At 68.6% G+C, this 24037-nt stretch carries 21 protein-coding genes and 1 pseudogene; 16 read left to right on the top strand and 6 right to left on the bottom strand.

The genetic code is table 11. From position 1 onward, the window contains the following. The 3 genes and pseudogenes from DQP56_RS24745 to DQP56_RS14205 form a co-directional block, all read left to right on the top strand. Window positions 1-545, top strand: a pseudogene (locus DQP56_RS24745) (hypothetical protein); the annotation flags it as partial. Window positions 546-717: 172 nt separating this feature from the next. Further along, entirely contained in the window at window positions 718-1986 is a 1269-nt protein-coding gene (gene purD / locus DQP56_RS14210; RefSeq protein WP_112686443.1) for a phosphoribosylamine--glycine ligase, read from the top strand. Between the two features lie 54 nt (window positions 1987-2040). Continuing rightward, on the top strand, window positions 2041-2613 hold the full coding sequence (locus tag DQP56_RS14205) for a hypothetical protein (RefSeq protein WP_112686437.1): 573 nt from the start codon (window positions 2041-2043) through the stop codon (window positions 2611-2613). Window positions 2614-2662: 49 nt separating this feature from the next. Here DQP56_RS14205 and DQP56_RS14200 read toward each other — a convergent pair whose 3' ends face one another. Both DQP56_RS14200 and DQP56_RS14195 read right to left on the bottom strand, forming a co-directional pair. Further along, window positions 2663-4627 (bottom strand): hypothetical protein, encoded by a 1965-nt coding sequence (locus tag DQP56_RS14200; protein WP_133258933.1) that lies wholly within the window; start codon window positions 4625-4627, stop codon window positions 2663-2665. A gap of 241 nt (window positions 4628-4868) precedes the next feature. Beyond that, complete coding sequence (locus DQP56_RS14195) at window positions 4869-5705, bottom strand: alpha/beta hydrolase (protein ID WP_112686433.1); 837 nt, start codon at window positions 5703-5705, stop codon at window positions 4869-4871. A 79-nt stretch (window positions 5706-5784) separates the two neighbouring features. Between DQP56_RS14195 and DQP56_RS14190 the strand changes: the two genes are divergently transcribed. The 5 genes from DQP56_RS14190 (at window position 5785) to DQP56_RS14170 (ending at window position 11981) form a co-directional block, all read left to right on the top strand. Continuing rightward, the gene (locus tag DQP56_RS14190; RefSeq protein WP_112686441.1) at window positions 5785-6414 is read left to right on the top strand and encodes a TetR/AcrR family transcriptional regulator; all 630 of its coding nucleotides are present in this window, start codon (window positions 5785-5787) and stop codon (window positions 6412-6414) included. Between the two features lie 118 nt (window positions 6415-6532). Beyond that, entirely contained in the window at window positions 6533-8056 is a 1524-nt protein-coding gene (locus DQP56_RS14185; protein WP_112686439.1) for a Re/Si-specific NAD(P)(+) transhydrogenase subunit alpha, read from the top strand. 32 nt (window positions 8057-8088) lie between these two features. Continuing rightward, window positions 8089-9510, top strand: coding sequence for a Re/Si-specific NAD(P)(+) transhydrogenase subunit beta (gene pntB / locus DQP56_RS14180; protein WP_112686431.1), 1422 nt, complete (start codon window positions 8089-8091; stop codon window positions 9508-9510). A gap of 43 nt (window positions 9511-9553) precedes the next feature. Beyond that, window positions 9554-10972, top strand: a complete 1419-nt coding sequence (gene purB / locus DQP56_RS14175; RefSeq protein ID WP_112686429.1) for an adenylosuccinate lyase — start codon at window positions 9554-9556, stop codon at window positions 10970-10972. Between the two features lie 28 nt (window positions 10973-11000). After that, complete coding sequence (locus DQP56_RS14170; protein ID WP_112686427.1) at window positions 11001-11981, top strand: tellurite resistance/C4-dicarboxylate transporter family protein; 981 nt, start codon at window positions 11001-11003, stop codon at window positions 11979-11981. Here the strand turns inward: DQP56_RS14170 and DQP56_RS14165 are convergent. The 3 genes from DQP56_RS14165 to DQP56_RS14155 are packed head-to-tail and all read right to left on the bottom strand — an operon-like array spanning window position 11941 to window position 14742. Further along, window positions 11941-13689, bottom strand: a complete 1749-nt coding sequence (locus DQP56_RS14165) for a potassium channel protein (protein ID WP_112686425.1) — start codon at window positions 13687-13689, stop codon at window positions 11941-11943. The two genes, DQP56_RS14170 and DQP56_RS14165, sit on opposite strands and share 41 nt — an antisense overlap. 18 nt (window positions 13690-13707) lie before the next feature. After that, window positions 13708-14094, bottom strand: a complete 387-nt coding sequence (locus tag DQP56_RS14160; protein ID WP_112686423.1) for a DUF6394 family protein — start codon at window positions 14092-14094, stop codon at window positions 13708-13710. A gap of 9 nt (window positions 14095-14103) precedes the next feature. Next, entirely contained in the window at window positions 14104-14742 is a 639-nt protein-coding gene (locus DQP56_RS14155; protein WP_112686421.1) for a hypothetical protein, read from the bottom strand. A 41-nt stretch (window positions 14743-14783) separates the two neighbouring features. On the opposite strand from DQP56_RS14155, the gene DQP56_RS14150 reads away from it, so the two are divergent. The 6 genes from DQP56_RS14150 to DQP56_RS14125 all read left to right on the top strand — a co-directional run bounded on the left by DQP56_RS14150 (window position 14784) and on the right by DQP56_RS14125 (window position 22156). Beyond that, complete coding sequence (locus tag DQP56_RS14150) at window positions 14784-15680, top strand: phosphoribosylaminoimidazolesuccinocarboxamide synthase (RefSeq protein ID WP_112686419.1); 897 nt, start codon at window positions 14784-14786, stop codon at window positions 15678-15680. Further along, the gene (locus DQP56_RS14145; protein WP_112686417.1) at window positions 15677-17824 is read left to right on the top strand and encodes a S9 family peptidase; all 2148 of its coding nucleotides are present in this window, start codon (window positions 15677-15679) and stop codon (window positions 17822-17824) included. The genes DQP56_RS14150 and DQP56_RS14145 overlap by 4 nt, the downstream gene beginning before the upstream one ends. A gap of 41 nt (window positions 17825-17865) precedes the next feature. Next, entirely contained in the window at window positions 17866-18354 is a 489-nt protein-coding gene (locus DQP56_RS14140) for a glutathione peroxidase (protein ID WP_013830504.1), read from the top strand. Further along, window positions 18354-19700: a DUF2254 domain-containing protein gene (locus DQP56_RS14135; RefSeq protein ID WP_112686415.1), complete on the top strand. Its 1347-nt coding sequence runs from the start codon at window positions 18354-18356 to the stop codon at window positions 19698-19700. Before DQP56_RS14140 ends, DQP56_RS14135 begins: the two co-directional genes overlap by 1 nt. Before the next feature lie 61 nt (window positions 19701-19761). Beyond that, on the top strand, window positions 19762-20481 hold the full coding sequence (locus tag DQP56_RS14130) for a DUF2334 domain-containing protein (RefSeq protein WP_112686413.1): 720 nt from the start codon (window positions 19762-19764) through the stop codon (window positions 20479-20481). A gap of 19 nt (window positions 20482-20500) precedes the next feature. Next, window positions 20501-22156 (top strand): FAD-binding dehydrogenase, encoded by a 1656-nt coding sequence (locus DQP56_RS14125; RefSeq protein ID WP_112686411.1) that lies wholly within the window; start codon window positions 20501-20503, stop codon window positions 22154-22156. Between the two features lie 91 nt (window positions 22157-22247). On the opposite strand, the gene DQP56_RS14120 is transcribed toward DQP56_RS14125, so the two are convergent. Beyond that, on the bottom strand, window positions 22248-22886 hold the full coding sequence (locus DQP56_RS14120; protein ID WP_112686409.1) for an MBL fold metallo-hydrolase: 639 nt from the start codon (window positions 22884-22886) through the stop codon (window positions 22248-22250). Between the two features lie 83 nt (window positions 22887-22969). On the opposite strand from DQP56_RS14120, the gene purS reads away from it, so the two are divergent. Together purS and purQ are read left to right on the top strand one after the other, a co-directional pair. Next, window positions 22970-23209, top strand: coding sequence for a phosphoribosylformylglycinamidine synthase subunit PurS (gene purS, locus DQP56_RS14115; RefSeq protein WP_112686407.1), 240 nt, complete (start codon window positions 22970-22972; stop codon window positions 23207-23209). After that, window positions 23206-23880: a phosphoribosylformylglycinamidine synthase subunit PurQ gene (gene purQ / locus DQP56_RS14110; protein WP_112686405.1), complete on the top strand. Its 675-nt coding sequence runs from the start codon at window positions 23206-23208 to the stop codon at window positions 23878-23880. The genes purS and purQ overlap by 4 nt, the downstream gene beginning before the upstream one ends. Window positions 23881-24037 lie beyond the last annotated feature (157 nt).

Here is a 24037-nt window from a genome sequence, read left to right as displayed (position 1 = left end):
TTGAAGGGGCCGGCGGAAACGGCGGCGCCGGGCAGGGCACCGGCACCGGCGGGAACGGCGGTGACGGCGGGGATGGCGGCGCCGGGCCGGGCGACGGCGCCGACGGCGGCGACGGCGGCGCCAACGGTGGCAGCGGCGGCGATGGCGGCGACGCCAATGGCAGCGGCAACGGCGGCGATGGCGGCGACGGCACCGCAGGGGCCAGCGGCGCCAACGGCGGCTCGGGTACCCAGCCGGGCGAGGCCGGTGCCGACGGCGTCGCCGGCCAGTCGGGTGGCACCGGCGGCGCCGGCGGTACCGGCTCCGGTGCGGGTCATCACGGCGGCCAGGGCGGTGCCGGAGCCACCGGAGGCAACGGTGGCAACGGCGGTGACGGCGGTAACGGCGGCGACGGTGGCGATGGCGCAGACGGTGTCCCAGGGGTCAATAACGGCAATCCCGGGCAAGGCGGCGCCGGCGGGTCGTTCGGTCCTGCCGGGGACGGCGGCACCGGTGGCCGGCCCGGTGCGAGCGGCGAGCCCGGCACACCGGGGATTCCGGCGTAACCGGTGTCCCGGGTATTCCGGCGCGCGCCCAGCGGTCGGCGACCGCGGTCGAAGCGGGTACGTCGGCGGTGACGTAGGCCCGTCGCCGCGTACCGGGCGGTCTTGCTATATATCCTTTGTCTCGCGCCCCGCCGACGACGATGCGAGGGGAAATGAGAGAGGAGTGGCGCCGATGCGCGTCCTGGTGATCGGTTCCGGCGCCCGGGAACATGCGCTCCTCCTGGCCCTTCGAAACGACCCGAAAGTCGATCACCTGGTGATCGCACCGGGCAACGCCGGCACCGCAGCGGTCGCCGAACAACGCGACGTCGACATCATCTCCGGTCCGGCGGTCGTCGCCCTGGCCCGTGACGTCGCTGCTGATCTGGTGGTGATCGGGCCTGAGGTGCCCTTGGTGTTGGGCGTTGCCGACGCGGTGCGGGCGGCGGGCATCGCCTGCTTCGGGCCCTCCCGGGACGCCGCGCGCATCGAAGGCTCCAAGGCGTTCGCCAAGGACGTGATGGCCGCGGCCGGGGTGCGCACCGCCCGCTCGGAGATCGTCGACAGCCCGGCCGACCTCGACGCTGCGCTGAGCCGGTTCGGCCCGGATGCCGGCGAGGCGGCCTGGGTGGTCAAGGACGACGGGCTGGCCGCCGGCAAGGGCGTGGTGGTGACGCCGGACCGCGCAGTGGCCCGGGCGCATGCCGCCGGGCTGCTCGACGCCGGACATCCGGTGCTGTTGGAATCGTTTTTAGATGGCCCCGAGCTGTCCTTGTTCTGTGTCGTCGACGGCGACACGGTGGTGCCGTTGTTGCCGGCGCAGGATTTCAAACGGGTCGGTGACGGTGATGCCGGCCCCAACACCGGCGGCATGGGTGCCTATGCCCCGCTGCCCTGGCTGTCCCGAGAGGCCGCGGCGGGGATCGTCGCCGACATCGTCAAGCCGGTCGCGGCCGAGCTGGTGCGCCGCGGCAGCCGGTTCGCCGGGCTGCTCTACGCCGGAGTGGCGATGACTTCGACCGGGCCGGCTGTTGTCGAATTCAACTGCCGCTTTGGGGATCCGGAGACCCAAGCGGTACTGGCGCTCTTGGAGTCGCCGCTCGGGCAGCTACTGCACGCCGCGGCCACCGGTGGGCTCAGCGAGTTCGGCGCGCTGCGCTGGCGGGACAGCTCGGCGGTGACGGTGGTGCTGGCCGCGGAGAACTATCCCGGCCGGCCCCGCCTCGGGGACGTGATCGTGGGCGCCGAGGGTGACGCCGTGCTGCACGCCGGCACCGTGCTTCGCGAGGACGGGGCGGTGGTGTCCTGCGGTGGCCGGGTGCTGTCAGTGGTGGGTGTCGGCGACGACTTGGCCGCGGCCCGCGCGGCCGCCTACCGGACCCTCGGTTCGATCCGCTTGCCCGGTAGCCACTTCCGCACCGATATCGGCTTGGCGGCCGCCGAGGACAAGATTCGGATCTAGCCGAGCCCAGCGGCCGCGGTCGGCTCGGCGAGGGCGCCGGTACAGTTACCCAGTATGTCTGACGAAACTGAGCTGGACGCTGCTGAGTCGGCCGAGGAGGATCACCCATCGGAGCAGCCTGCGGCTGCGAAACGATCGGCGGCCCAAGCGCCGGTGAAATCAGCTCAGGGGCCGCTGCTCCTCGCGGCGGCGATTGCGCTCGTCGTCGGAGCCTTGGCCGGCGGGGCGGTCGCCTGGTGGCTCCCGGGCTCCGCGTCGTCGGCAAAGTTCTCGGATCAGCAGGTTGCCGACGCGAAGAAAGATGTGTGTGCTGCGGCAGTGCTCGCGCGTCAGGCGGTGGCCAACAACATGCACCTGAAGAACCCGGATCCCGAGAACCCGGTTGCCCAGCTTGCGGTGGCCGCCAACGCGAGGCTGTCCCTGACAGCGGGCGCCGCATACCTGCGGGGGCGCGTGGAAGAGAAGGCCGCCGTTTCCCAGGATATCGCGGAAGCGGCCCGCGCGATGGCCGGCGAGCTTGAGCATCTGAACCTCAGCTACCTTGTCGGGCAACCGAATTCAGAACGGGAGCAGCTGGGGCGCGATCTTGACGCGCGCATCGCGGCGTTGGGCAAGCTCTGCCAGTAACCGCAGCCGGCTGACCGGATTCTGCCGGGTCCGATCAGCCGGCTTTAGCTCAGAAACCCAAGAACGCCAGCGGATCCCAAGCCGATGCGACCGCTGACGCCGCGTCGTCGATGCCCGACACGGCATCGCCGGCGTCAAGCGGTGCGATGGCGTCGAACATGCTGAACATGCCCGACAGGTCGATGTTGCCGAACGGGGTGATCAAGGTGTCGGTGATGTTGGCGGCCGCCGTCCCGTCGGCGTTCGGGATTGCCTCGTAGACGTTCGTGAACCATCCGAGGTCGGTCACGCTGTAGACCGTGCCCAGCGTCGGCAGGTCCGCGAGTTGCGCATCGGTGAGACCCGATGCGGCATCGACCGAGGTAACGGTGAACTGGGTGGTCTCGATCCCGAGAATGTTCGACATGTTCTCACCGAGGTTGACCGTGCCCAGCGCGTCACCGCTGCTGTCGTAGACCTCGACGCCCTCCTGGGTGGGCAGGAAGGTTCCCAAGGCATTGACACCGGAGATCTGCAGCAGCGGCGCGATACCGAACAACGGGTAGCTGTTGTCGGTGCTGAACCCGGCGCTGCCGGGGTCGAAGGTGGTGTCACCGATCGTGAACGCATTGTCACTGAGAGCGGCGCTGTCCGACGTGGCGGCGAGCGCCCCCAGCGGTGCGGCCGGGTCCATCGGGGCCGTGGCGTCAAACGAGGTCGGCACCTCGAAGTTGCCGAACGGCGTCACCAGGGTGTTGGTGATGGTGGCCGCGTCCCCGTCGGTTCCCGGGACGGCTTGATAGACGTTGGCAAAACCGCCGCCGAGGTCGGTGACGCTGTAGACCGTGCCCAGCGCCGGTAGGTCGGCGAGGCTGATGTTGTTGAGCACACTTGCGATCTCGTCGTTGGTGATGCCGCTGCCGGCCAGGCTGACGTCGCTGGGAAGAAGAGAGATCAACACGTCATCGCCGGTGATGTCGCCGGCGCCGTACTGGAGGACTCCGCTGTTGGCGGCCAGTGCATTCGCCAAGTCTTGCGCGGTGAAATCTGCATTGCTGAAGTCAAGGTTGGCGGCCAGGGCGCTTTGCAGCGCGGCGCTGGCCGGGGCGATGGCCCCGACGGTGAACTGTGTGCTGTCGATGCCCAACACGTCCGAATACCAGACGTAGCTTTGAATGCTGCCGGCGTCGGTGCCGTCGGTGTACACCTCGAAATTCTGGTCGGCCTGCGTTCCGTCGGGGCCGGTGCCGGACAGGTTGATGGCACTGGCTTCCAACCTCAGCAGCGGAGCGAAGCTGGGCAATGACAGCGGTGAGGCGATGTCGACTCCGTCGGCGCCGGGGTCGAAGGTGGTGGAGCCGATGGTGAACGCGTTGTCGCTGAGCCCGGTGGCGCCGGATGCATCCCCCAAGGCCTCCAAGGGCTTACCCGGATCCAGCGGGGCGATGGCGTCATAGGACAGCGGTATGTCGAAGTTGCCGAACGGCGTGACGAAGGTGTTGGTGATGCTGGACGCGGCCGTTCCCTCGGCGTTGGGCACAGCGACGTAGACGTTGGCGAAGCCGCCGCCGAGGTTGGTGATGCTGTACACCGTGCCATCGGCGGGTAGCTCAGCGGCTTGCGCATCGGTCAGGCCGTCGGCGGCATCGGTGCTGCTGACGGTGAACTGCGCGGTCACGATGCCCAACAGGTTCTGGACGTTGGTGGAAGTCAGGACGGTGCCGAGGGTCTCGCCGCTGCTGTCCTCGAGGGTGAACTGTTGCGATCCCAGACTGGCCAGACCCAGCAGGCTGTCGCTGCCCAGCGACAGTAGCGGGACGTTGGCGAACATCGGGATTAGTGGTTCATATCCCGGCGTCTGTATTCCGGTCAGGTTGTCGATCGCCACCGGGTCGTCGAAGGTCAAGCCTCCGATCGTGAAGCCGGTCTCGGATCCGCTGTCTGCGACAGCCGTGGCCGCTTGCAGAAAGGCCGCGGTCAGAATTCCGCCGCCGGCTGTGGCGACAGCAGCGGCCATCCGGATTCGATTCGTCATCGGGAGTTCCAATCTGTCGGGCTCAGGAACCGTTGGGTTACCCATGAGTACGGTTAAAAAAATTACTCGGGGTGTTCTTCGTCACACAAGGGTTTTCCGGGCCGTCATGCGGGAAAAATCGACCGATTTAGCGGACAAAACGGGTGCATTCCGGACGAAAGCCACCGATTTGCGGCAACAAGTGCGGCGGGGCCCGCGGCACGCGTCGATTCGCTAACCCGAGTTCGGGCTGAGGAAGTGGCTAAACAGTCAAAAGCGGGGCGACCCACGTCAACTCGGCCGGGAGCTGGGAACTCCAGTAGGACCCGTCATGCCCGCCGGGGGAGAAGCCGCCAGCGGGGGCGTCGGGCAGCTGGTCGATGAAAGCCTGGGTCGCCGAATAAAAGGGGTCGGAGTCGCCGCAATCCACCCGGATCGGGATCGATCCCAGGGCCGGCATCCCGAAGACGGAGTTCGCCGCGAAGTCCGCCGCGCCGTCGAACGCGCCCGGTGCCGTCGCACCGGGCGACAGCCACAGCGCAGGGCTCACCGCGCAGATCGCCGCGGTTCGGCGCGGACCGAGGCGGCCCCCGAGCAGCAGCGCGCCGTAGCCTCCCATCGACCAGCCGATGAACGCCACCCGGGAAGTGTCCAGCCCCTGGTCGGCCAGCAGCGGCAGCAACTCGTCGGTCACCATTGCGCCGGAGTCCTCCCCGGAGGTGCGCCGGTGCCAGTAACTGCCGCCGCCGTCGACGGCCACCACCGCGAACGGGGGCAGGCCGGCAGCGACCGCCTCGGCGAGGCCCTGTTCCACTCCGCCGGCCATCACCGTCGCCGCGTCGCTGCCTTTGCCGTGCAACGCGATCAGCGGGCGCAGTGACTCGGTCTGTCCCGGCGGGCGGGCGATCGCCCAATTGGTCGAGATCCCGCCGCGCGCGGCCGAGGTGAACGAGCCGGTCATCATGGTGGGCAGCGTCGGGGTGGCCCGCGTGGGCCGGACGCCGAACACTGAACTCACGCCCAACGCGCCCGCCGCGCCCACGATGGCCCCGAGTCGCAACGCCGCTCGTCGGCTCAACCCGGGCATGGCGGCCATCATGCCAGCGGAGCGCGGTTTGTCCGAAAAGACGCAAACCCATGATGCGGCGATAGCTCTGCTGGCAGCATCTCTAGGCGTGATGACAGCGGTCACGCCCAAGGGCGAACGCCGTCGGTATGCGCTGATCAACGCTGCCGCCGAGCTACTGCGTGAGGGTGGGTTCGAAGCGGTGCGACACCGCGCGGTGGCGCAGCGGGCCGGCCTGCCGCTGGCGTCGACCACCTACTACTTCTCGTCGCTGGAGGACCTGATCGCCAGCGCCGTGGATCACATCGGAATGTTGGAGGTTGCTCAGCTCCGCGCCCGCATCGCCGGCCTGTCTCGGCGCCGGCGCAGCGCCGAAACGACGGCCGACATGCTGGTGGAGCTGCTGTTGGGGTCGCACGAGGACCCGGAGAACGGCTCGCAGATCACCGAACAGCTCATCTCGCGGTATGAGCGGTCCATCGTCTGCGCCCGACAGCCCGCCCTGCGCGAAATCCAGCGCCGCATCCTGCACCAACGGTCCGATGCCGTCGCCGAAGCCGTCGAGCGTTCCGGGCGGATCGTCCGGGTCGAGATGGCGCATGCGCTGGTCTGCATGGTCGATGGGGCGGTGATGGCAGCCTTGGTCGACGATCGCCAGGGACCGCGGGCCGTCGCCCGGGCGGCGGTGATCGACGTCATCGACCTGCTCGCGCCGCTGGACCAGCGCGCGGTGTCAGCCTGAGAAGCTCACACGGTATGCTGCCTCGACCCCTTTGTCGCCACTTTGCTACTGGCGGGTAACCGGGGGGTGCCAAGACGCCCAGAAACGCCTACGAGAAGCGAATGTGGAGAGCTACGTCATGAATATCGGTGTCCTATCCGAGGCGCAGCCCGGTGAGACGCGCGTGTCGGCGACGCCAACCACGGTGGCGCAGCTGATCAAGCTCGGCTACGAGGTGGTGGTGGACGCCGGTGCGGGAGAGGCGTCGTCGTTCACCGACGCCGCCTACGTCGAAGCCGGCGCCACGATCGGCGACGCCCGTGCCGCTGACATCGTCTTCGGCGTCAACGCCCCCGCGACCGAGCAGCTCGATGCCATGAAACCGGGCGCGACGCTGATCAGCCTGTTGGCACCGGCACTGAACCCGGATCGGGTGGAGGATCTGGCCCGCCGGCCGATCACGGCATTGTCGATGGACGCGGTACCCCGGATCTCGCGCGCGCAGTCGCTGGATGTGCTGAGCTCGATGGCCAACATCGCCGGCTACCGCGCCGTGGTGGAGGCCGCCCATGTGTTCGGTCGCTTCTTCACCGGCCAGGTGACCGCCGCCGGAAAGGTGCCACCGGCCAAGGTGCTGGTGGTGGGCGCCGGCGTCGCCGGCCTGGCCGCGATCGGCGCAGCCGGCAGTCTCGGGGCGATAGTGCGGGCCACCGATCCGCGGCCGGAGGTCGCCGATCAGGTGAAATCCCTGGGCGGCGAGTACCTGTCGATCGAAGACCCCGAGGCTGAGGTCTCGGCAACTGGCTATGCCAAGGAGATGGGCGACTCCTACAAGGCCCGCGAGGCCGAGCTCTACGCCGAGCAGTGCAAAGACGTCGACATCATCATCACCACCGCGCTCATCCCCGGTAAGCCGGCACCGCGGATCATCACCGCCGACATGGTCGCCTCGATGAGCCCGGGCAGCGTGATCGTGGATATGGCCGCAGCCAACGGCGGCAACGTCGAGGGCACGGTGAAGGATCAGGCCGTCGTCACCGACAACGGGGTGACGATCATCGGCTACACCGATCTCGCCGGCCGGCTGCCCGCGCAGGCCTCGCAGCTCTACGGCACCAACCTGGTCAACCTGATGAAGTTGCTGACGCCGGGCAAGGACGGCCAGCTGGTGCTGGACTTCGACGACGTGGTGCAGCGGTCGATGACCGTGGTGCGCGACGGCGAGTCGACCTGGCCGCCACCGCCGGTACAGGTCTCGGCCGCCCCCGCCAAGGCCGCCGAAGCCCCGGTGGTCAAACAGGAGTCGAAGGCGCCGATGGCGGCCGGTCGGCGGCTGGGTCTGGTTGTAGCCGCGGCGGCGGTGTTGTTCGCGTTGGTGGCGCTGGCGCCGGCGGCGCTGCAGGTGCACCTGACGGTCTTCGCGCTGGCGATCGTGATCGGTTATTACGTGATCGGGCATGTGCACCACGCGCTGCACACGCCGCTGATGTCGGTGACCAACGCGATATCGGGCATCATCGTGGTCGGTGCGCTGCTGCAGATCGGGCACGGCGATCCGGTCATCACAGCACTGGCGACCGCGGCGATCCTGCTGGCCAGCATCAACGTCTTCGGCGGTTTCGCGGTGACCCGCCGGATGCTGGCCATGTTCTCCCGCAGCTAGGCGCTGCGCACCCCGATTTGGAGTAGACCCCTATGTTCTCGATCGACACCGCCGCCTCGGCGGCATACATCGTCGCGGCGCTGTTGTTCATCCTGGCGCTGGCCGGGCTGAGTAAGCACGAAACGTCCAAGGTCGGCAACAGCTTCGGCATCCTCGGCATGACGGTGGCGCTGGCCGCGACGATCGCCTTGGCGGTCAACCGCGGCATCCAGCCGGTCGGGCTGGCGCTGCTGATCGGGGCGACCGTGGTGGGCGCGGCGATCGGGCTGTGGCGTGCCAAGGTCGTCGAGATGACCGGCATGCCCGAGCTGATCGCGCTGCTGCACTCGTTCGTCGGTCTGGCCGCCGTGCTGGTCGGCTGGAACGGGTACCTGCACATCGAAGCCGACATGCAGGGGGCCGACGCCCAGGAGTTGGCGGCCTCGGGGTTGCTGGGCATCCACTCCGCCGAGGTGTTCATCGGCGTGTTCATCGGTGCGGTCACCTTCACCGGCTCCATCGTGGCCAACCTCAAGCTGTCGGGGCGGATGAAGTCCAACCCGTTGATGCTGCCCGGCAAGAACTTCCTCAACGTCGGCGCTCTGGTGGCCTTTTTCGCGCTGACGGTGTGGTTCGTCAACGAGCCGCAGCTGTGGCTGCTGATCGCGGTCACCGTGCTGGCGCTGGCGCTGGGCTGGCACCTGGTGGCCTCCATCGGCGGTGGCGACATGCCGGTGGTGGTCTCGATGCTCAACAGTTACTCCGGCTGGGCGGCCGCGGCATCGGGCTTCCTGCTCTCCAACGACTTGCTGATCATCACCGGTGCACTGGTCGGCTCCTCGGGTGCCTACTTGTCCTACATCATGTGCAAGGCGATGAACCGGTCGTTCATCTCGGTCATCGCCGGTGGCTTCGGCATCGAGGCCGGTCCGTCCGACGACACCGATTACGGCGAGCACCGTGAGATCACCGCCGAAGGGGTGGCCGAACTGCTGGCCGGCGCCGACTCGGTGGTAATCACCCCGGGCTACGGCATGGCCGTCGCGCAGGCCCAGTACGGCGTCGCCGAACTGACCCGCAAACTGCGCGAGCGCGGCGTCAACGTGCGCTTCGGCATCCACCCTGTCGCCGGCCGGCTGCCCGGCCACATGAACGTGCTGCTTGCCGAGGCCAAGGTGCCCTACGACATCGTCCTGGAGATGGACGAGATCAACGATGACTTCGACGACACCTCGGTGGTCCTGGTCATCGGCGCCAACGACACCGTCAACCCAGCCGCCGCCGAGGACCCGGGCAGCCCGATCGCCGGCATGCCGGTGCTGACGGTGTGGGAGGCCGACAACGTGATCGTCTTCAAGCGCTCCATGGCATCGGGCTATGCCGGCGTGCAGAACCCGCTGTTCTTCCGGCAGAACTCCGCGATGCTGTTCGGCGACGCCAAGGACCGGGTCGAGGACATCCTGCACGCGCTGTGACGCTCCACCGCCAGCCGCTGAAAGCCCCGTAAGCTAGCTGCTCGTGAGCATCCCCAACGTGCTGGCCGCCCGCTACGCCAGCGCCGCGATGACCGACATCTGGTCGCCGCGGGCCAAGATCGTCGCCGAACGCCGACTGTGGCTGGCGGTGCTGCGCGCTCAGGCTGAACTCGGCGTGGCGGTGCCCGAACAGGCGATCGCCGACTACGAGGCCGTGCTCGACAATGTCGACCTCGACTCGATCGCCGCCCGCGAGCGAATCACCCGCCACGACGTCAAGGCGCGCATCGAGGAGTTCAACGCGCTGGCCGGCCATGAGCACGTCCACAAGGGCATGACCAGTCGCGACCTGACCGAGAACGTCGAACAGCTGCAGATCCGCCAATCGCTTGAGCTGGTGTTCAGCCACGGCTTGGCGGTGGTCGCTCGGCTGGTCAGTCACGCGGTGGCCTACCGCGAGCTGGTGATGGCCGGCCGCAGTCACAACGTCGCCGCGCAGGCCACCACGCTGGGCAAGCGGTTCGCCTCGGCCGCCGAGGAAACGCTGATGGCGCTGACCCGGGTGCGGGAGCTCATCGACCGCTATCCGCTGCGCGGTATCAAAGGTCCGATGGGCACCGCCCAGGACATGCTCGACCTGTTCGACGGCGACACCGCCAAGCTCGCCCATTTGGAGCGCCTCATCGCAGATTTTCTGGGGTTCTCCGCCGTGTTGACCAGCGTCGGCCAGGTCTATCCGCGATCGCTGGACCACGATGTGGTGTCCGCGCTGGTGCAGCTGGGCGCCGGCCCGTCGTCGCTGGCCCACACCATTCGGTTGATGGCCGGCCACGAACTTGTCACCGAGGGCTTCGCGCCCGGCCAGGTGGGCTCGTCGGCGATGCCGCACAAGATGAACACCCGAAGCTGCGAGCGGGTCAACGGACTGCAGGTGGTGCTGCGTGGCTACGCGTCGATGGCCGCCGAACTGGCGGGCGCGCAATGGAATGAGGGCGACGTCTTCTGTTCGGTGGTGCGCCGGGTCGCGCTGCCGGATGCGTTCTTCGCCATCGACGGACAGATCGAGACATTCCTGACCGTCCTCGACGAATTCGGCGCCTACCCGGCGGTGATCACCCGGGAACTGGACCGCTACCTACCGTTCCTGGCCACCACCAAGGTGCTGATCGCCGCGGTGCGTGCCGGGATGGGCCGGGAGGCCGCCCACGAGGTGATCAAGGAACACGCGGTGGCCGTCGCGTTGGCCATGCGGGAACGCGGCGCCGAGCCGGACCTGCTGGACCGGCTGGCCGCCGACGAACGACTGCCGCTGGACCGTGCCGCACTTCAGGCCGCCGTCGCCGACCGGCAGGCGTTCACCGGGGCGGCCGCCGACCAGGTCGACCAGGTGGCGGCTGCAGTCGCCGAACTGGCCGATCGGTACCCACAGGCCACCGCCTACACCCCGGGCGCGATCCTCTGACCCGCATGAGCCCGGAAAGACTGCGGCGGTGATCCTGGCGCCGGATGTCTTCGCGGTGGTGATGGCCACCGGTATCTTGTCGATCGGCGCCCGCAATCATCAATATTGGTGGCTTTCAGACACTTTGGGGGTACTGGCAACCGGCCTGCTGGTGGTGTTGGTGACAGCCGCAGCGCGCGCCGTCACCCGCTGGGACTTTCGCGATGCCGACGTGACACTGCGGTTGTTCACGTTCGTCGCCGCGTGCGCGGTGCTGGACTCGCGGCTGGTCGCCCACCCGGTGATGGTGCGGATGCTGGGCGCGATTGCGCTGACGGCGTGGCTGATATTGCTTACCTTGACGTGCCGCAACCTGGCTGCCAGTGGTCGGGTCGCGCTGCGCGGCAGTGCCCACGGCGCTTGGGAACTGGCCAGCGTCGGGACATCGGGGCTGGCGATCCTCGCCGCTCAGGTCGCCCGGCACACCGGTGATCGCGGCTGGACGGCGGTGGCCATGGCGGTCTGGTTGCTGGCGATCGCGATCTACGTCGCGATGGCCTGGCTGATCCTGCGGCGCGCCGTCCATGAGCGTAAGGACCGGGACGGCTTCGAACCGGACGACTGGATTCTGATGGGGGCGTTGGCCATCGCCACCTTGGCTGGTCACACCATTTACGGCGTGGCGGTGGGATGGCCGGCCGGAGCCGTACGTGCCGTCACCGTCGTGACCTGGGGGGCGGCCAGCCTCTGGATCCCTCTGCTGGTCTACTTCGTGTTGCACCGGATCAACCGCCGCCCGGCGGTGCTGCAACTCACCGGCGCATGGTGGGCGCTGGTTTTCCCGCTGGGGATGTACTCGGTGGCCACCGCGGCTATGGCCGCAGAACTTCGGGCACCGGCCTTGCAGACGGTGTCGCTGGTGTTCTTCTGGAATGCGTTGACGGCGTGGCTGATTGTGGCGGTCGCTGGGTTACTGCGATTGCGGGTGGTTACGCCCGAGGCACGCCGGCGCCGCGCCGCCGAGCGGTGAGCCAGGCCCACAACCAGGTCAGCGGAACGTCGCGGCCGGTGCAGAGGTACTCCACCGTCGTCGGATCGTGGCAGATCGCCCGTACTTCCGACAGACCGTCTCGCTTTCCGACCAGCAGCACCTGATCGCCGACGGCCAGGGCGGTCTGCTCGGGCGGCATGAAAGTGTGCTCACCGCCATGGACCAGCACCAGGGCCGCCAGCGGCAAGCTGGCCTCGCGATCGTCGGGCCGACGCAGGAGATCCGCCAGGGTCAAGGTCATTCCGCGTCGCAACCAGTCGGTGATGGCAGGAGCGTGCTCGTCGGTCAACGTGATGACATCGCGGCTGGGAGTGTGCCGGCCGCAGCGCTCCTTCAGGCGGTCGCGCACCGCGCCGGCCCACTGCTCATCACGGCCGAACGCGTGCTCCACGAAGCTCCAGAACACCGGTGTGAGAATCCGGGCGAGCGTCTCGCGGGCGATGAGCTCGGTGGCGATGTACACCTCGTCGATCTGTAACGCCTCGAGCAGCGCCTTTTTGGTGTTTCGCTGCTGTCGGACCACCAGGTAGACATCAGGGTTGGCCAACCGGGCCTGCTCGGCCAGGGCGATGTTGGTGGTGTCGTTGCGGGTCCCGGCGATGAACCCGACCGCGCCGGAGATGTCGGGTGCACCGTCGGCCGGATTGACGAGCTCGACACTGAGTCCGCTCGCAATGAGGTCGGCGGCCACGTCGCGGCCGAATCCGGTGCCCGCGGACACCACCCATCTGCCGTCGGCCAGGCCCCGGCGCAGCGTCGGCATCTCGTCCTCGTCGTTGTCCATCAGCCAGCGCAACAACTGATGATTGATCGGGCGGTGGATCGACAGCGCGAGGTATTCGCCGAATCTGTCGTCGGCGTTGATGACCGCCGCCGGTGAGAAGTGCTCGATCTGAGCCTGGACGTGGCCGTCGGTGCAGCGGGCGAACACCGGCACCTCGGGCCGCAGTAGCGCAACGGTCATGACCACCGCCAGATTGGTGGCATCGTCATCGGTCAGGGCGAGCACGCCTTCGCAGTCGCGATGCGCGAGGCCGGCCATGCCGAGCATTGCCGGAATGGCGCAGTCGCCTTCGACGGCGGGGACGTCGAAACTGAGTTGCTCGGCGACCACCGACTGGACTCGGGACTCCTGCTTGTCGATGACGACGAACCGGTGCCCGTGCTTGTCGAGTTCCGCGCCGACCGCCCGGCCGGCGTGACCGTAGCCGGCCACGATGACGAACGGCTCGACCAGCCGGCGGACTTGCCGGCGGAAACGCTGGGCGGCCAGTGCGTCCTGGAAGGCGGAGTCGTTGACCAGGGCGAAGAAGACACCGATGGCATAGGCCCAGCTGATCACGACCAGGTAGATCGACATGGACAGCCACATGCGCTGCGGGTAGCTGAAGGCGTGTGGCACTTCGCTGTAACCGACCGTGGTCAAGGTGATCGTCATCTGGTAGAAGGCGTCGAACACGGTGAGCCGGTAGGGGTTTCCCTGCGCATCGACACCAGGCATCAGCATTAGCCCGGTGCTGCAGATGCTGAATGTGGTGATCACGACGATGAACGGCGCGCGCATTCGCCGCATGAACAAGAAGATGGCGTCGTTGGTGGGCACCGTCGTCGGTACCCGGACCGGCTTGCGTGGCGGCCGCGCCCGCCGGCGGTTCCAGAACGAGAACAGGTGCGGCGAATTCGGCATCGGCTGTCGGGTGCTGGGCTATCGGCGCCGGAACGACGCGGTTTCGACCACGAGCAGGGTCACCGAGACGATGTTGGCCAGCAGCGCTCCGCCCGACAGGGATACCACGCTCGCGGTCGCGTGCCGGTCGAGTCCGAAGGTCGAGACGTGGGTGTAGTAGACCCACATTGCTGCCGCGGCGGCGAGTTGGAGCAGCGCGACGAGGCTGGTGGACAGGTGGACCGCACCCAATTGGGTGCGGTCGCCGAACTTCAGGACGGTGGTGATGAGCGCCACGATGAGCGCCAGGAACAGCTCCCACGGATTGTGAATCACCGGATCGCCGACGTCACCGACGAAGAACCCGAAGTTCAATGTCGCGGCCAGCAGTACAAAGAAACCGAAAACCACCTTCTCGAGGTTCACACCGGCAGCCTAACCGCCGGTGGCGGCTGGTTGGTGGCGTCGCGCCAGTCCGGCAGACCGGAGTTCGAGACCGGCCAGCCGGCTGATGACGAGGGGATCATTGTTCCGCCAGGCGCCGACCGGATCGCTGCCGGCGATGGTCAGCCTGCGCAGCGGTTGGTTGGTCAGCGCCCGCAGCGCCATCAGCTGCTGACCGGCCGGGGCCGCGGCCAGCGCCAGCACCGCCCGTTTGCGCAGAAAGAATCGCAGCCGCAACGCCAGCCACGGCATCGCGACCGCCAGGATCGGTGGCGCCGCCACCGCGATCGCCAGCAGGTAGGCCAGCCAGCCGGCGGTGGTGTTGAGGTTATGGCCGGCGCCGGCGATGTCGACTGCCGCCTCGCCGGCCGCGGTCAGTGGCTTGCTCACCGCATCGCCCACCAGCGGAATGCGATCTGCGCTGTGCCCCGCCGAGGTCAGGCTCTCGGCCACCCCGTTGGCGCCTTGCTCGAACTGCCGTCCGACCCCGGCGATGGTGGCGACGGCCCCATGGACGGCCAGCGCGACCAGCACCCACAGGAAGGTCCAGACCGCGACGACGGCGTCGCTGAACAGCTGGGCCAGCAGGCGGCCGGGAGAGGTGGCGTAGGGCAGCAACCGTGACGTCATGTCGATGATCCCAGCACATGACCAGCCGTTAGGCTGGCCTGATGTCGCGTCCCGCGCTCTCCGACTACCAGCACCTGGCCAGCGGCAAAGTCCGCGAACTGTACCGAATCGACGATCACCACCTGTTGTTCGTCGCCACCGACCGGATCTCGGCGTTCGACTACATCCTCGGCAGCCAGATTCCCGACAAGGGGCGCATCCTCACCGCGATGAGCGTCTTCTTCTTCGACCTCGTCGACGCGCCCAACCACCTGGCGGGCCCGCCCGACGACCCGCGTGTCCCCGACGAGGTGCTGGGCCGGGCGCTGGTGGTGCGCGAATTGCAGATGATGCCGATCGAGTGTGTGGCGCGCGGCTACCTGACCGGCTCGGGCCTGCTGGACTACCAGGCCAGTGGATCGGTCTGCGGTATCCCGCTGCCGCCGGGGCTGGTGGAGGCCAGCAAGTTCGCCAACCCGCTGTTCACCCCCGCCACCAAGGCCGAGATCGGCGAACACGACGAGAACATCTCGTTCGCGCAGGTGATCGACCTGGTGGGCCCGGTGCGGGCCGGCCAGCTGCGCGACCGCACCCTGCAGGTCTATGTGCAGGCGGCCGACCATGCGCTGACGAAGGGAATCATCATCGCCGACACCAAGTTCGAGTTCGGCGTCGACGAACACGGCAACCTGCTGCTGGCCGACGAGGTGTTCACCCCCGACTCGTCGCGGTACTGGCCGGCCGATCACTATCAGGCCGGGGTCGTCCAGGAAAGCTTCGACAAGCAGTTCGTCCGCAACTGGCTCAGCGGCCCGGACTCCGGGTGGGACAGGGCCGGCGCCGAGCCGCCTCCGCCGTTGCCGGACGACATCATCGCCGCCACCCGCGCCCGCTACATCGAGGCCTATGAACGGATCTCGGGCCTGTCCTTCGATGACTGGGTCGGCCCCGCGGCATGACCGACGTTTCACGAACGCTGCCGGATCCCCCGTCGGCCAAGCGGGTGGACAGCACCCGCACCCACCATGGGGACGTCTTCATCGACCCCTATGAATGGCTGCGCGACAAATCCGATCCTTCGGTGATCGCGCATCTGGAAGCCGAGAACGCCTACACCGACGCTGCCACCGAGCACCTGGAACCGTTGCGGCAGCGCATCTTCGATGAGATCAAGGCCCGCACCAAGGAGACCGACCTGTCGGTGCCGACCCGGCGCGGCGACTGGTGGTACTACGCCCGCACCTTCGAAGGCAAGCAATACGGCGTCCAATGCCGCTGTCCCGTCAGCTCGCCCGACGATTGGGAACCGCCTCGGCTCGACGAGGCCACCGAGATCCCCGGCGAGCAGGTGATGCTGGACCAGAACGCCGAAGCCGAGGGCCACGATTTCTTCGCACTGGGCGCCGCCGGTGTCAGTCCGGACGGCAACGTCTTGGCTTACTCCGTCGACGTCGTCGGCGACGAGCGATACACGCTGCGATTCAAGGACTTGTCCACCGGCGAACTGTTACCCGACGAGATCACCGGAATCGGCGCGGGGGTGACCTGGGCGACCGACAGCCGCACCGTCTACTACATCACCGTCGACGCGGCTTGGCGCCCGGATACGGTGTGGCGCTACGGTATCGGAACCGGTCAACCCGCCGAGCAGGTCTATCACGAGGACGACGAGCGGTTCTGGCTATCGGTCGGACGCACCCGCAGCGACGCCTACGTGCTGATCGCCGCCGGCTCGGCGATCACCTCCGAGGTGCGCTACGCCGACGCGGCCGACCCGCACGCGGAGTTCACGGTGGTGCTGCCCCGCCGCGAGGGCGTCGAGTACTCGGTGGAGCACGCGATCCTCGACGGCCGCGACCGGTTTCTCATCCTGCACAACGACGGCGCGGTCAACTTCACCCTGGTGCAGGTGCCGGTGGCGGACGCGGGGGATCCGGCCGCGCAGCAGATCCTGATCGCCGGAGCCGATGACGTCCGGCTCGACGGGGTGGATGCCTTCGCGCGCCACCTCGTTGTCGGCTACCGCGCCGAGGGGCTGCCGCGCCTGCAGCTGTGGCCGATCAGCAGCAACGGCGATTATGCACCGCCGCAGGAGATCACGTTCGACACCGAGTTGACCTCCGCGGGCCTGGCGGCCAACCCGAACTGGGACTGCCCCAAACTCCGGGTGGGGGCGACGTCGTTCATCACGCCGGTTCGCATCTACGACATCGACCTCGCAACCGGCGAACGCACGCTGCTACGCGAACAGCCGGTGCTCGGGGACTACCGCCGCGAAGACTACGTGGAGTACCGCGACTGGGCCTACGGCGAGGACGGCACCCGCATCCCGGTCTCGGTCGTGCACCGGGCGGGCGTCGAGCTACCGGCACCGACGCTGCTCTACGGCTACGGCGCCTACGAGATGTGTGAGGACCCGCAGTTCTCGATCGCCCGACTGTCGCTGTTGGACCGGGGCATGGTCTTCGCCGTCGCGCACGTCCGCGGCGGCGGTGAGCTGGGCCGGCTCTGGTACGAGCACGGCAAGTTGCTGGAGAAGAAGAACAGCTTCACCGACTTCGTCGCCGTGGCTCGCCACCTGCTCGGGGCCGGGGTCTGCGAGCCGGGGCACCTGGTGGCAATGGGTGGCAGTGCGGGCGGACTGTTGATGGGCGCGGTCACCAACCTGGCGCCGGAGCTGTTCGCCGGTGTGGTGGCCCAGGTTCCGTTCGTCGACCCGCTGACCACGATCCTGGACCCCTCGCTGCCGCTGACGGTCACCGAGTGGGATGAGTGGGGAAACCCGCTGGACGACAAGGACGTCTACTTCTACATGAAGTCGTATTCGCCGTATGAGAACGTCACGGCCCGGGACTACCCGCCCATCCTGGCGATGACGTCACTGCACGACACCAGGGTGTTCTACGTCGAGCCGGCCAAGTGGGTTGCGGCGCTGCGCCACAACAAGACGGACGCCGGCCAGGTGCTGCTGAAAACCCAGATGAGCGCCGGCCACGGCGGCATCTCCGGGCGCTACGAACGCTGGAAGGAAACCGCGTTCTGCTATGCCTGGCTGTTGGCCATGGCCGGCTGCGACGTTCCCGCCGAACGCCGATCGGGCTGAGCTGATCGCAGTCGCCACCGGCAACGGGTAACCTCGCGGCCATGAGCCTCGCTGATATCCCGCTGACCACCCTCGACGGCCAGTCCACGTCGCTAGCCGACTACGCCGATCGAGCGGTCCTGGTCGTCAACGTCGCGTCCAAATGCGGGCTCACACCCCAGTACAGCGCCCTGGAGAAGCTCGCCCGCGACTACGCCGACCGCGGTCTGACGGTGCTGGGGGTGCCCTGCAACCAGTTCATGGGTCAGGAGCCCGGGACCGCCGAGGAGATCCAGAACTTCTGCTCGAGCACCTACGGGGTGACGTTTCCGCTGCTGGCCAAGACCGACGTCAACGGCGATGACCGTCACCCGCTGTATGCCGAGCTGGCCAAGACCGCCGACGCCGATGGCACCGCCGGCGACGTGCAATGGAACTTCGAGAAGTTTCTGCTCGCCCCGGGAACGGTGGTGGCAAATCGCTTCCGGCCCACCACGGTGCCCGACGCGCCCGAGGTGATCGCCGCCATCGAGGCGGTCCTGCCAAGCTGATGCGTCCCAGCTCGGAGCGCTTCCCGAGTGTGCGGGCGTTGGCGCTGGCTTACCGGTTTCGCGAGAGCCTGTTTCTGCTGCCGCTGCTGATCGTGTTCGGCGGCATGCTGTTGGCCGTCGGCAGCCGAGTGCTCGATCGGCACGTCGGCCCGTCGCCCCGCTTCCTGCTGAAGATGGACAGCGGTGTGGCGACCTGGCTGCTGTCCACCATCGCCGGTGCCACGATCACCACTGCGGGGGTCATCTTCTCGCTGACCATCGTGAGCCTGCAGCTGGCCAGTTCGCAGCTGTCGCCGCGGGTGATGCGCTGGTTCATCCGGGATCGGCTCAGCCAGGTCGTGATCGGCCTGCTGGTCGCGACGTTCGTGTACTGCGTGCTGAGCCTGCCGGATCTGGACGGGTCCTCGCCGCACCGCGCGCCGCCGGTGACCGTGACGGTCGCGGTCGTGCTGACGATCGTCACGGTGATCACGATCATCGCCCACATCGACCACCTGGCCCATCGGCTCGAGGTCGGTCAGGTGGTGCGGGAGATCGCAGCGGAGGGCTCGATGGTGATCGACACCGTCGTGGCCGCCGCAGCCGACGAGCTACCCGCCCCGGAAACGGACATGGACGCTCCGCGCGACGCGCTGCGACTGACCTCGCCGGGCAACGGCTGGATCAGCCGGGTCGACACCCGGCGGCTGTTGGCCGCCATCCCGCCGGACACCAAGATCCGGTTGGACACCCGCGTGGGCGCCTACATCCACCTGGGCCAGCCGCTGGTCACGATCTGGCCGGCGCCGGACAACCCGGACCGGGTGCGCCAGAAGCTGACCAGGGCGATCGCCGTCAGCGACAGCCGCACCATGCAGGAAGACATCGACTTCGCGTTCCGCCAACTCGTCGACATCGGTCTACGCGCGCTGAGCTCCGCGATCAACGACCCCACCACCGCGGTGGAGGCGACGCTGCGGGTGGGCAGCCTGCTGCGCCGCCTGCTGGTGGCGCCGTTGCCGCTGGTTGCGGTCGCCGGCCCGGAAGGGCGGATACTGCTGCGGCCCTGGGGCCTCAACGCCCAGGAGTACATCGCACACGGCTTCGATCAGCTCCGTCAGGTCGCACCGGCTCAGCCCATGGTGGCGGCGGCGATCCTGCGGGTGCTGCGGATGCTGGCCGGTCATGTCGAGGAGGCCGGCCGTCCCGAGCACCTTCCCGCGCTGCGTGAGCAGGCCGACCTGCTGCTGGACTCGCTTGCCAAGATGCCGAACCTGCATCCCCGCGACCTGGCACGTTTGCGGGCGATCGCCGCCAACAGCACCGACCCGGCCAACCACAGCCGTCGCCGCCGGATGAACCCGTAGCGCCAGCTGGCGTCTTCCCCGATGTCACCGGCCGGTCACCTGCACCGGCCACAATGATGGCGTGACCGGCCAGCTGATCGTCTCCGTCTCGGGCATCGGTGCACGTAGCTGCGCCGACGCCGAGGCGTTCTGCGCGCAACTGGACACCCGCGCCGTCCCGGTGTCGCTGCTGGTGGCCCCGCGGCTGGGCGCCGACTACCGGCTCGACCGTGACCCGGGCACCGTCGACTGGCTGACGCGACGGCGGGAAGCCGGCGCCGCGATCGTGCTGCACGGTTTCGATGAGGCGGCCACCAAGAAGCGTCGCGGCGAGTTCGCCACCCTGCCCGCGCACGAGGCGAACCTGCGGCTGCTGGGCGCCGATCGCGTCCTGGAGCACCTCGGGTTGCGCACCCGGCTGTTCGCAGCGCCCGGCTGGACGGTATCGCCGGGCACGGTGCTGGCCCTGCCGCGCAACGGATTCCGTCTTCTTGCCGGACTGCACACCATGACCGACCTGGTACTCGACCGCACTGTGCGGGCCCGGGTGGTCGGCATCGGGGCCGGTTTCCTGACCGCGCCCTGGTGGTGCCGGATGGTGGTGGCGACCAGTGAGCGCATCGCACGCCGCGGCGGGGTGGTGCGGCTGTCGGTGGGTGCTCGACAGCTGAGCCGACCGGGCGTGGTGGCGGCCATGCTGGACGCGGTGGACACGGCACTGGACCACGGTTGCCGACCGGCGCGCTACCGGTGGCCGCTCATGACCGACGTGGCCGACGTGGCCTCGGGGCTGAGCGCCTGAGTCGTTACCCTGGAACGCCATGAGCGATAGGGCGGACGCCGACGCGATCATCGTCGGGGCGGGTCTGGCCGGCCTGGTGGCGGCCTGTGAACTGGTGGAACGCGGTCAGCGGGTGTTGATCGTCGACCAGGAGAACAGCGCGAATCTGGGCGGGCAGGCATTCTGGTCCTTCGGTGGCCTGTTCTTCGTCGACAGCCCCGAGCAGCGGCGGCTGGGCGTGCGCGACAGTCATGAACTGGCACTGCAGGATTGGCTGGGCACCGCGAGCTTCGACCGGCCCGAGGACCACTGGCCGCGGCAATGGGCGCACGCCTACGTCGACTTCGCGGCCGGCGAGAAGCGCAGCTGGCTCACCGCCCGCGGCCTGAAGGTCTTCCCGCTGGTCGGCTGGGCCGAGCGAGGTGGTTACGGCGCGATCGGGCACGGCAACTCGGTGCCGCGGTTCCACATCACCTGGGGGACCGGGCCGGCGCTGGTCGAGATCTTCGCCGGCCGGTTGCGCGACCGCTCCAGGGTCCGCTTCGCGCACCGCCACCAGGTCGACGAGCTGATCGTCGAAAGCGGCCGGGTGACCGGGGTCCGGGGCAGTGTGCTGGAACCGTCGACTGCGCCGCGCGGTGTCGCATCATCGCGGAATACGGTGGGGCAGTTCGAGTTCCGTGCGCCCGCGGTACTGGTGACCAGTGGCGGTATCGGCGGCAACCTGGAGCTGGTTCGGCAGAACTGGCCGGAGCGGATGGGCCGCGTCCCCGCCCAACTGCTGGTCGGCGTGCCCGCCCACGTCGACGGCCGGATGATCGGGATCACCGAGGCGGCCGGCGGCCGGGTGATCAACCGGGACCGGATGTGGCACTACACCGAGGGCATCACCAACTATGACCCGATCTGGCCGGGCCACGGCATCCGGATCATCCCCGGCCCGTCGCCGCTGTGGCTGGACGCGGCCGGCAACCGACTTCCCGGGCCGCTGTATCCCGGCTTCGACACCCTGGGCACCTTGGAGCACATCGCCCGCTCCGGGCAGGACTACACCTGGTTCGTGCTCAACGCGAAGATCATCGAGAAGGAGTTCGCGCTGTCGGGTCAGGAACAGAACCCGGACTTGACCGGGCGCAGCCTGCGGCAGTTGATCGCGTCGCGGGCGCGGTCAGGCCCACCCCCGCCGGTGCAGGCGTTCGTCGACCGGGGGATCGACTTCGTCAGCGCCGATTCGCTGCGCGATCTGGTCGCGCGCATGAACGAGCTGCCCGACGTGGTGCCGCTGGACTACGCGACGGTGGCCGCCGAGGTGACCGCGCGCGACCGCGAGGTGGCCAACCGGTTCTCCAAGGACGGTCAGATCACCGCGATCCGGGGGGCCCGGGCCTACCTGGGTGACCGGCTGGGCCGGGTGGTGGCCCCGCACCGGTTGACCGATCCGGCGGCCGGCCCGCTGATCGCGGTCAAGCTGCACATTCTGACCCGTAAGACGTTGGGCGGCCTGGAGACCGACCTGGATTCCCGGGTGCTCGGCGGCGACGGTAAGCCGATCGACGGGCTGTATGCGGCCGGCGAGGTGGCCGGCTTCGGGGGCGGCGGGGTGCACGGCTACCGAGCGCTGGAGGGCACTTTCCTGGGCGGGTGCATCTTCTCCGGACGTGCCGCCGGGCGGGGAGCCGCCGGCGATATCGCCTGAATCGGGGTTCGCCGCCGCCGCGAGCGTGCGTAGATGCACGCCCACACCCGGCGTGTCGCCGGACCAACACGCACGCTCGGCGGAATGGGGGTCAGAAGGCGACGGCACTCTCGGGCGGCAACACCTGAAAGTCGGTGCGCCCCATCTCGGCGAGCCGACCGTGGTAGATGCCACGGGCGTCGGTCGCGATGATGCCCTGATGGATCGGCACCGCGGCGCGCGGCGCTACCGCGCGCAGATAGTCGACCGCCTCGGCGATCTTCATCCACGGCGCCGCTGCCGGAGCCGCCAGCACGTCCACCGGTTCGCCGGGCACAAACAGTGCGTCGCCGGGGTGCATCAACCGGGCCGGATGTCCGGCGTCGCCGACGAGGTAGGAGATGTTGTCGATCATCGGAAGCTCCGGATGGATCACCGCGTGCTGCCCGCCCACACCGCGCACCCGCACCGAGCCGAGCTCAACGGAATCCCCGACCTGCACCGGCCGCCACGGCGGCCCCAGCTGGGCGGCGGTCTGCGGGTCGGCGTAGAGCGCGGCTTCCGGGTTGGCGTCGAGCAGCGCCGGTAACCGCTGGGTGTCGACGTGGTCGGGGTGCTGGTGGGTGATCAGGATGGCCGTCAGCCCGGTGATGCCCTCGAAGCCGTGCGAGAAGATTCCGGGGTCGAACAGCACCGTGGTGTCGACGAAATCGGCGAGCAGGCAGGAGTGGCCGAAGTGGGTCAATCGCATACCTAGAGATTGTGCGCTCCGGCGCCGCGAACGGGCATCGGTATTGTTGAGCCGACCGATTCCCGTCGACAGTAGGAGCCCGTGTGGCCCGGGTGGTAGTGCACGTGATGCCCAAAGCCGAGATCCTCGACCCGCAGGGTCAGGCGATCGTCGGCGCGCTTGCCCGGCTCGGCCACACCGGCGTGTCGGACGTGCGGCAGGGCAAGCGCTTCGAGCTCGAGGTCGACGACTCGGTCGATGATGCCGCACTCGCCGAGATCGCCGAGACGCTGCTGGCCAACACGGTGATCGAGGACTGGACCGTCAGCCGGGAGACGCCGTGAGCGCCAGGGTCGGTGTCATCACCTTCCCCGGCACCCTCGACGACGTCGACGCCGTGCGCGCCGTCCGCTACGTCGGTGCCGAACCGGTCAACCTGTGGCACGCCGACGCCGACCTCAGGGGCGTCGACGCAGTCGTGGTGCCCGGCGGCTTCTCCTACGGCGACTACCTGCGCGCCGGTGCCATCGCCCGGTTCGCGCCGGTGATGGGCGAGGTCGTCGCGGCGGCCGGGCGCGGTCTGCCGGTGCTGGGCATCTGCAACGGTTTCCAGGTGTTGTGCGAGGCCGGGCTGTTGCCCGGCGCGCTGACCCGCAACGCCGGGCTGCACTTCGTCTGCCGCGACGTCTGGCTGCGGGTGGCCTCCAACCAGACGGTCTGGACCTCCCGGTTCGACGCCGACGCCGACCTGCTGGTGCCGCTGAAGTCCGGCGAGGGTCGCTATGTGGCTTCCCCGCAGGTGCTCGACGAGCTGGAGGGCGAGGGCCGGGTGGTGTTCCGCTACCTGGACAACCTCAACGGCTCGATGCGCGACATCGCCGGGGTGAGCTCGGCCAACGGCCGGGTGGTCGGTCTGATGCCGCACCCCGAGCACGCCATCGAGGCCCTGACCGGTCCCAGTGACGACGGGCTGGGGGTGTTCTACTCCGCGCTGGACGCGGTGCTGGCAGCCTGAGGACTGCTGGTCCGCCCACCGCACGGGCGCCGCGATAAAAGTGCCCGCACGCCGACGGCGTGCGGGCACTTTTACGCCAGTGCGGGTCAGGGGGTGTCGGTCAACGGCGCACCCGGCTGACCCTGGGCTCCGGGGTCGCCGGCCGTACCGTCGGTCT

Source organism: Mycolicibacter senuensis (assembly GCF_003284925.1).
Lineage (GTDB): Bacteria > Actinomycetota > Actinomycetes > Mycobacteriales > Mycobacteriaceae > Mycobacterium > Mycobacterium algericum_A.
Note: the sequence above shows the minus strand (reverse complement) of the source record. Positions and strands in the feature narration are given on the sequence as shown.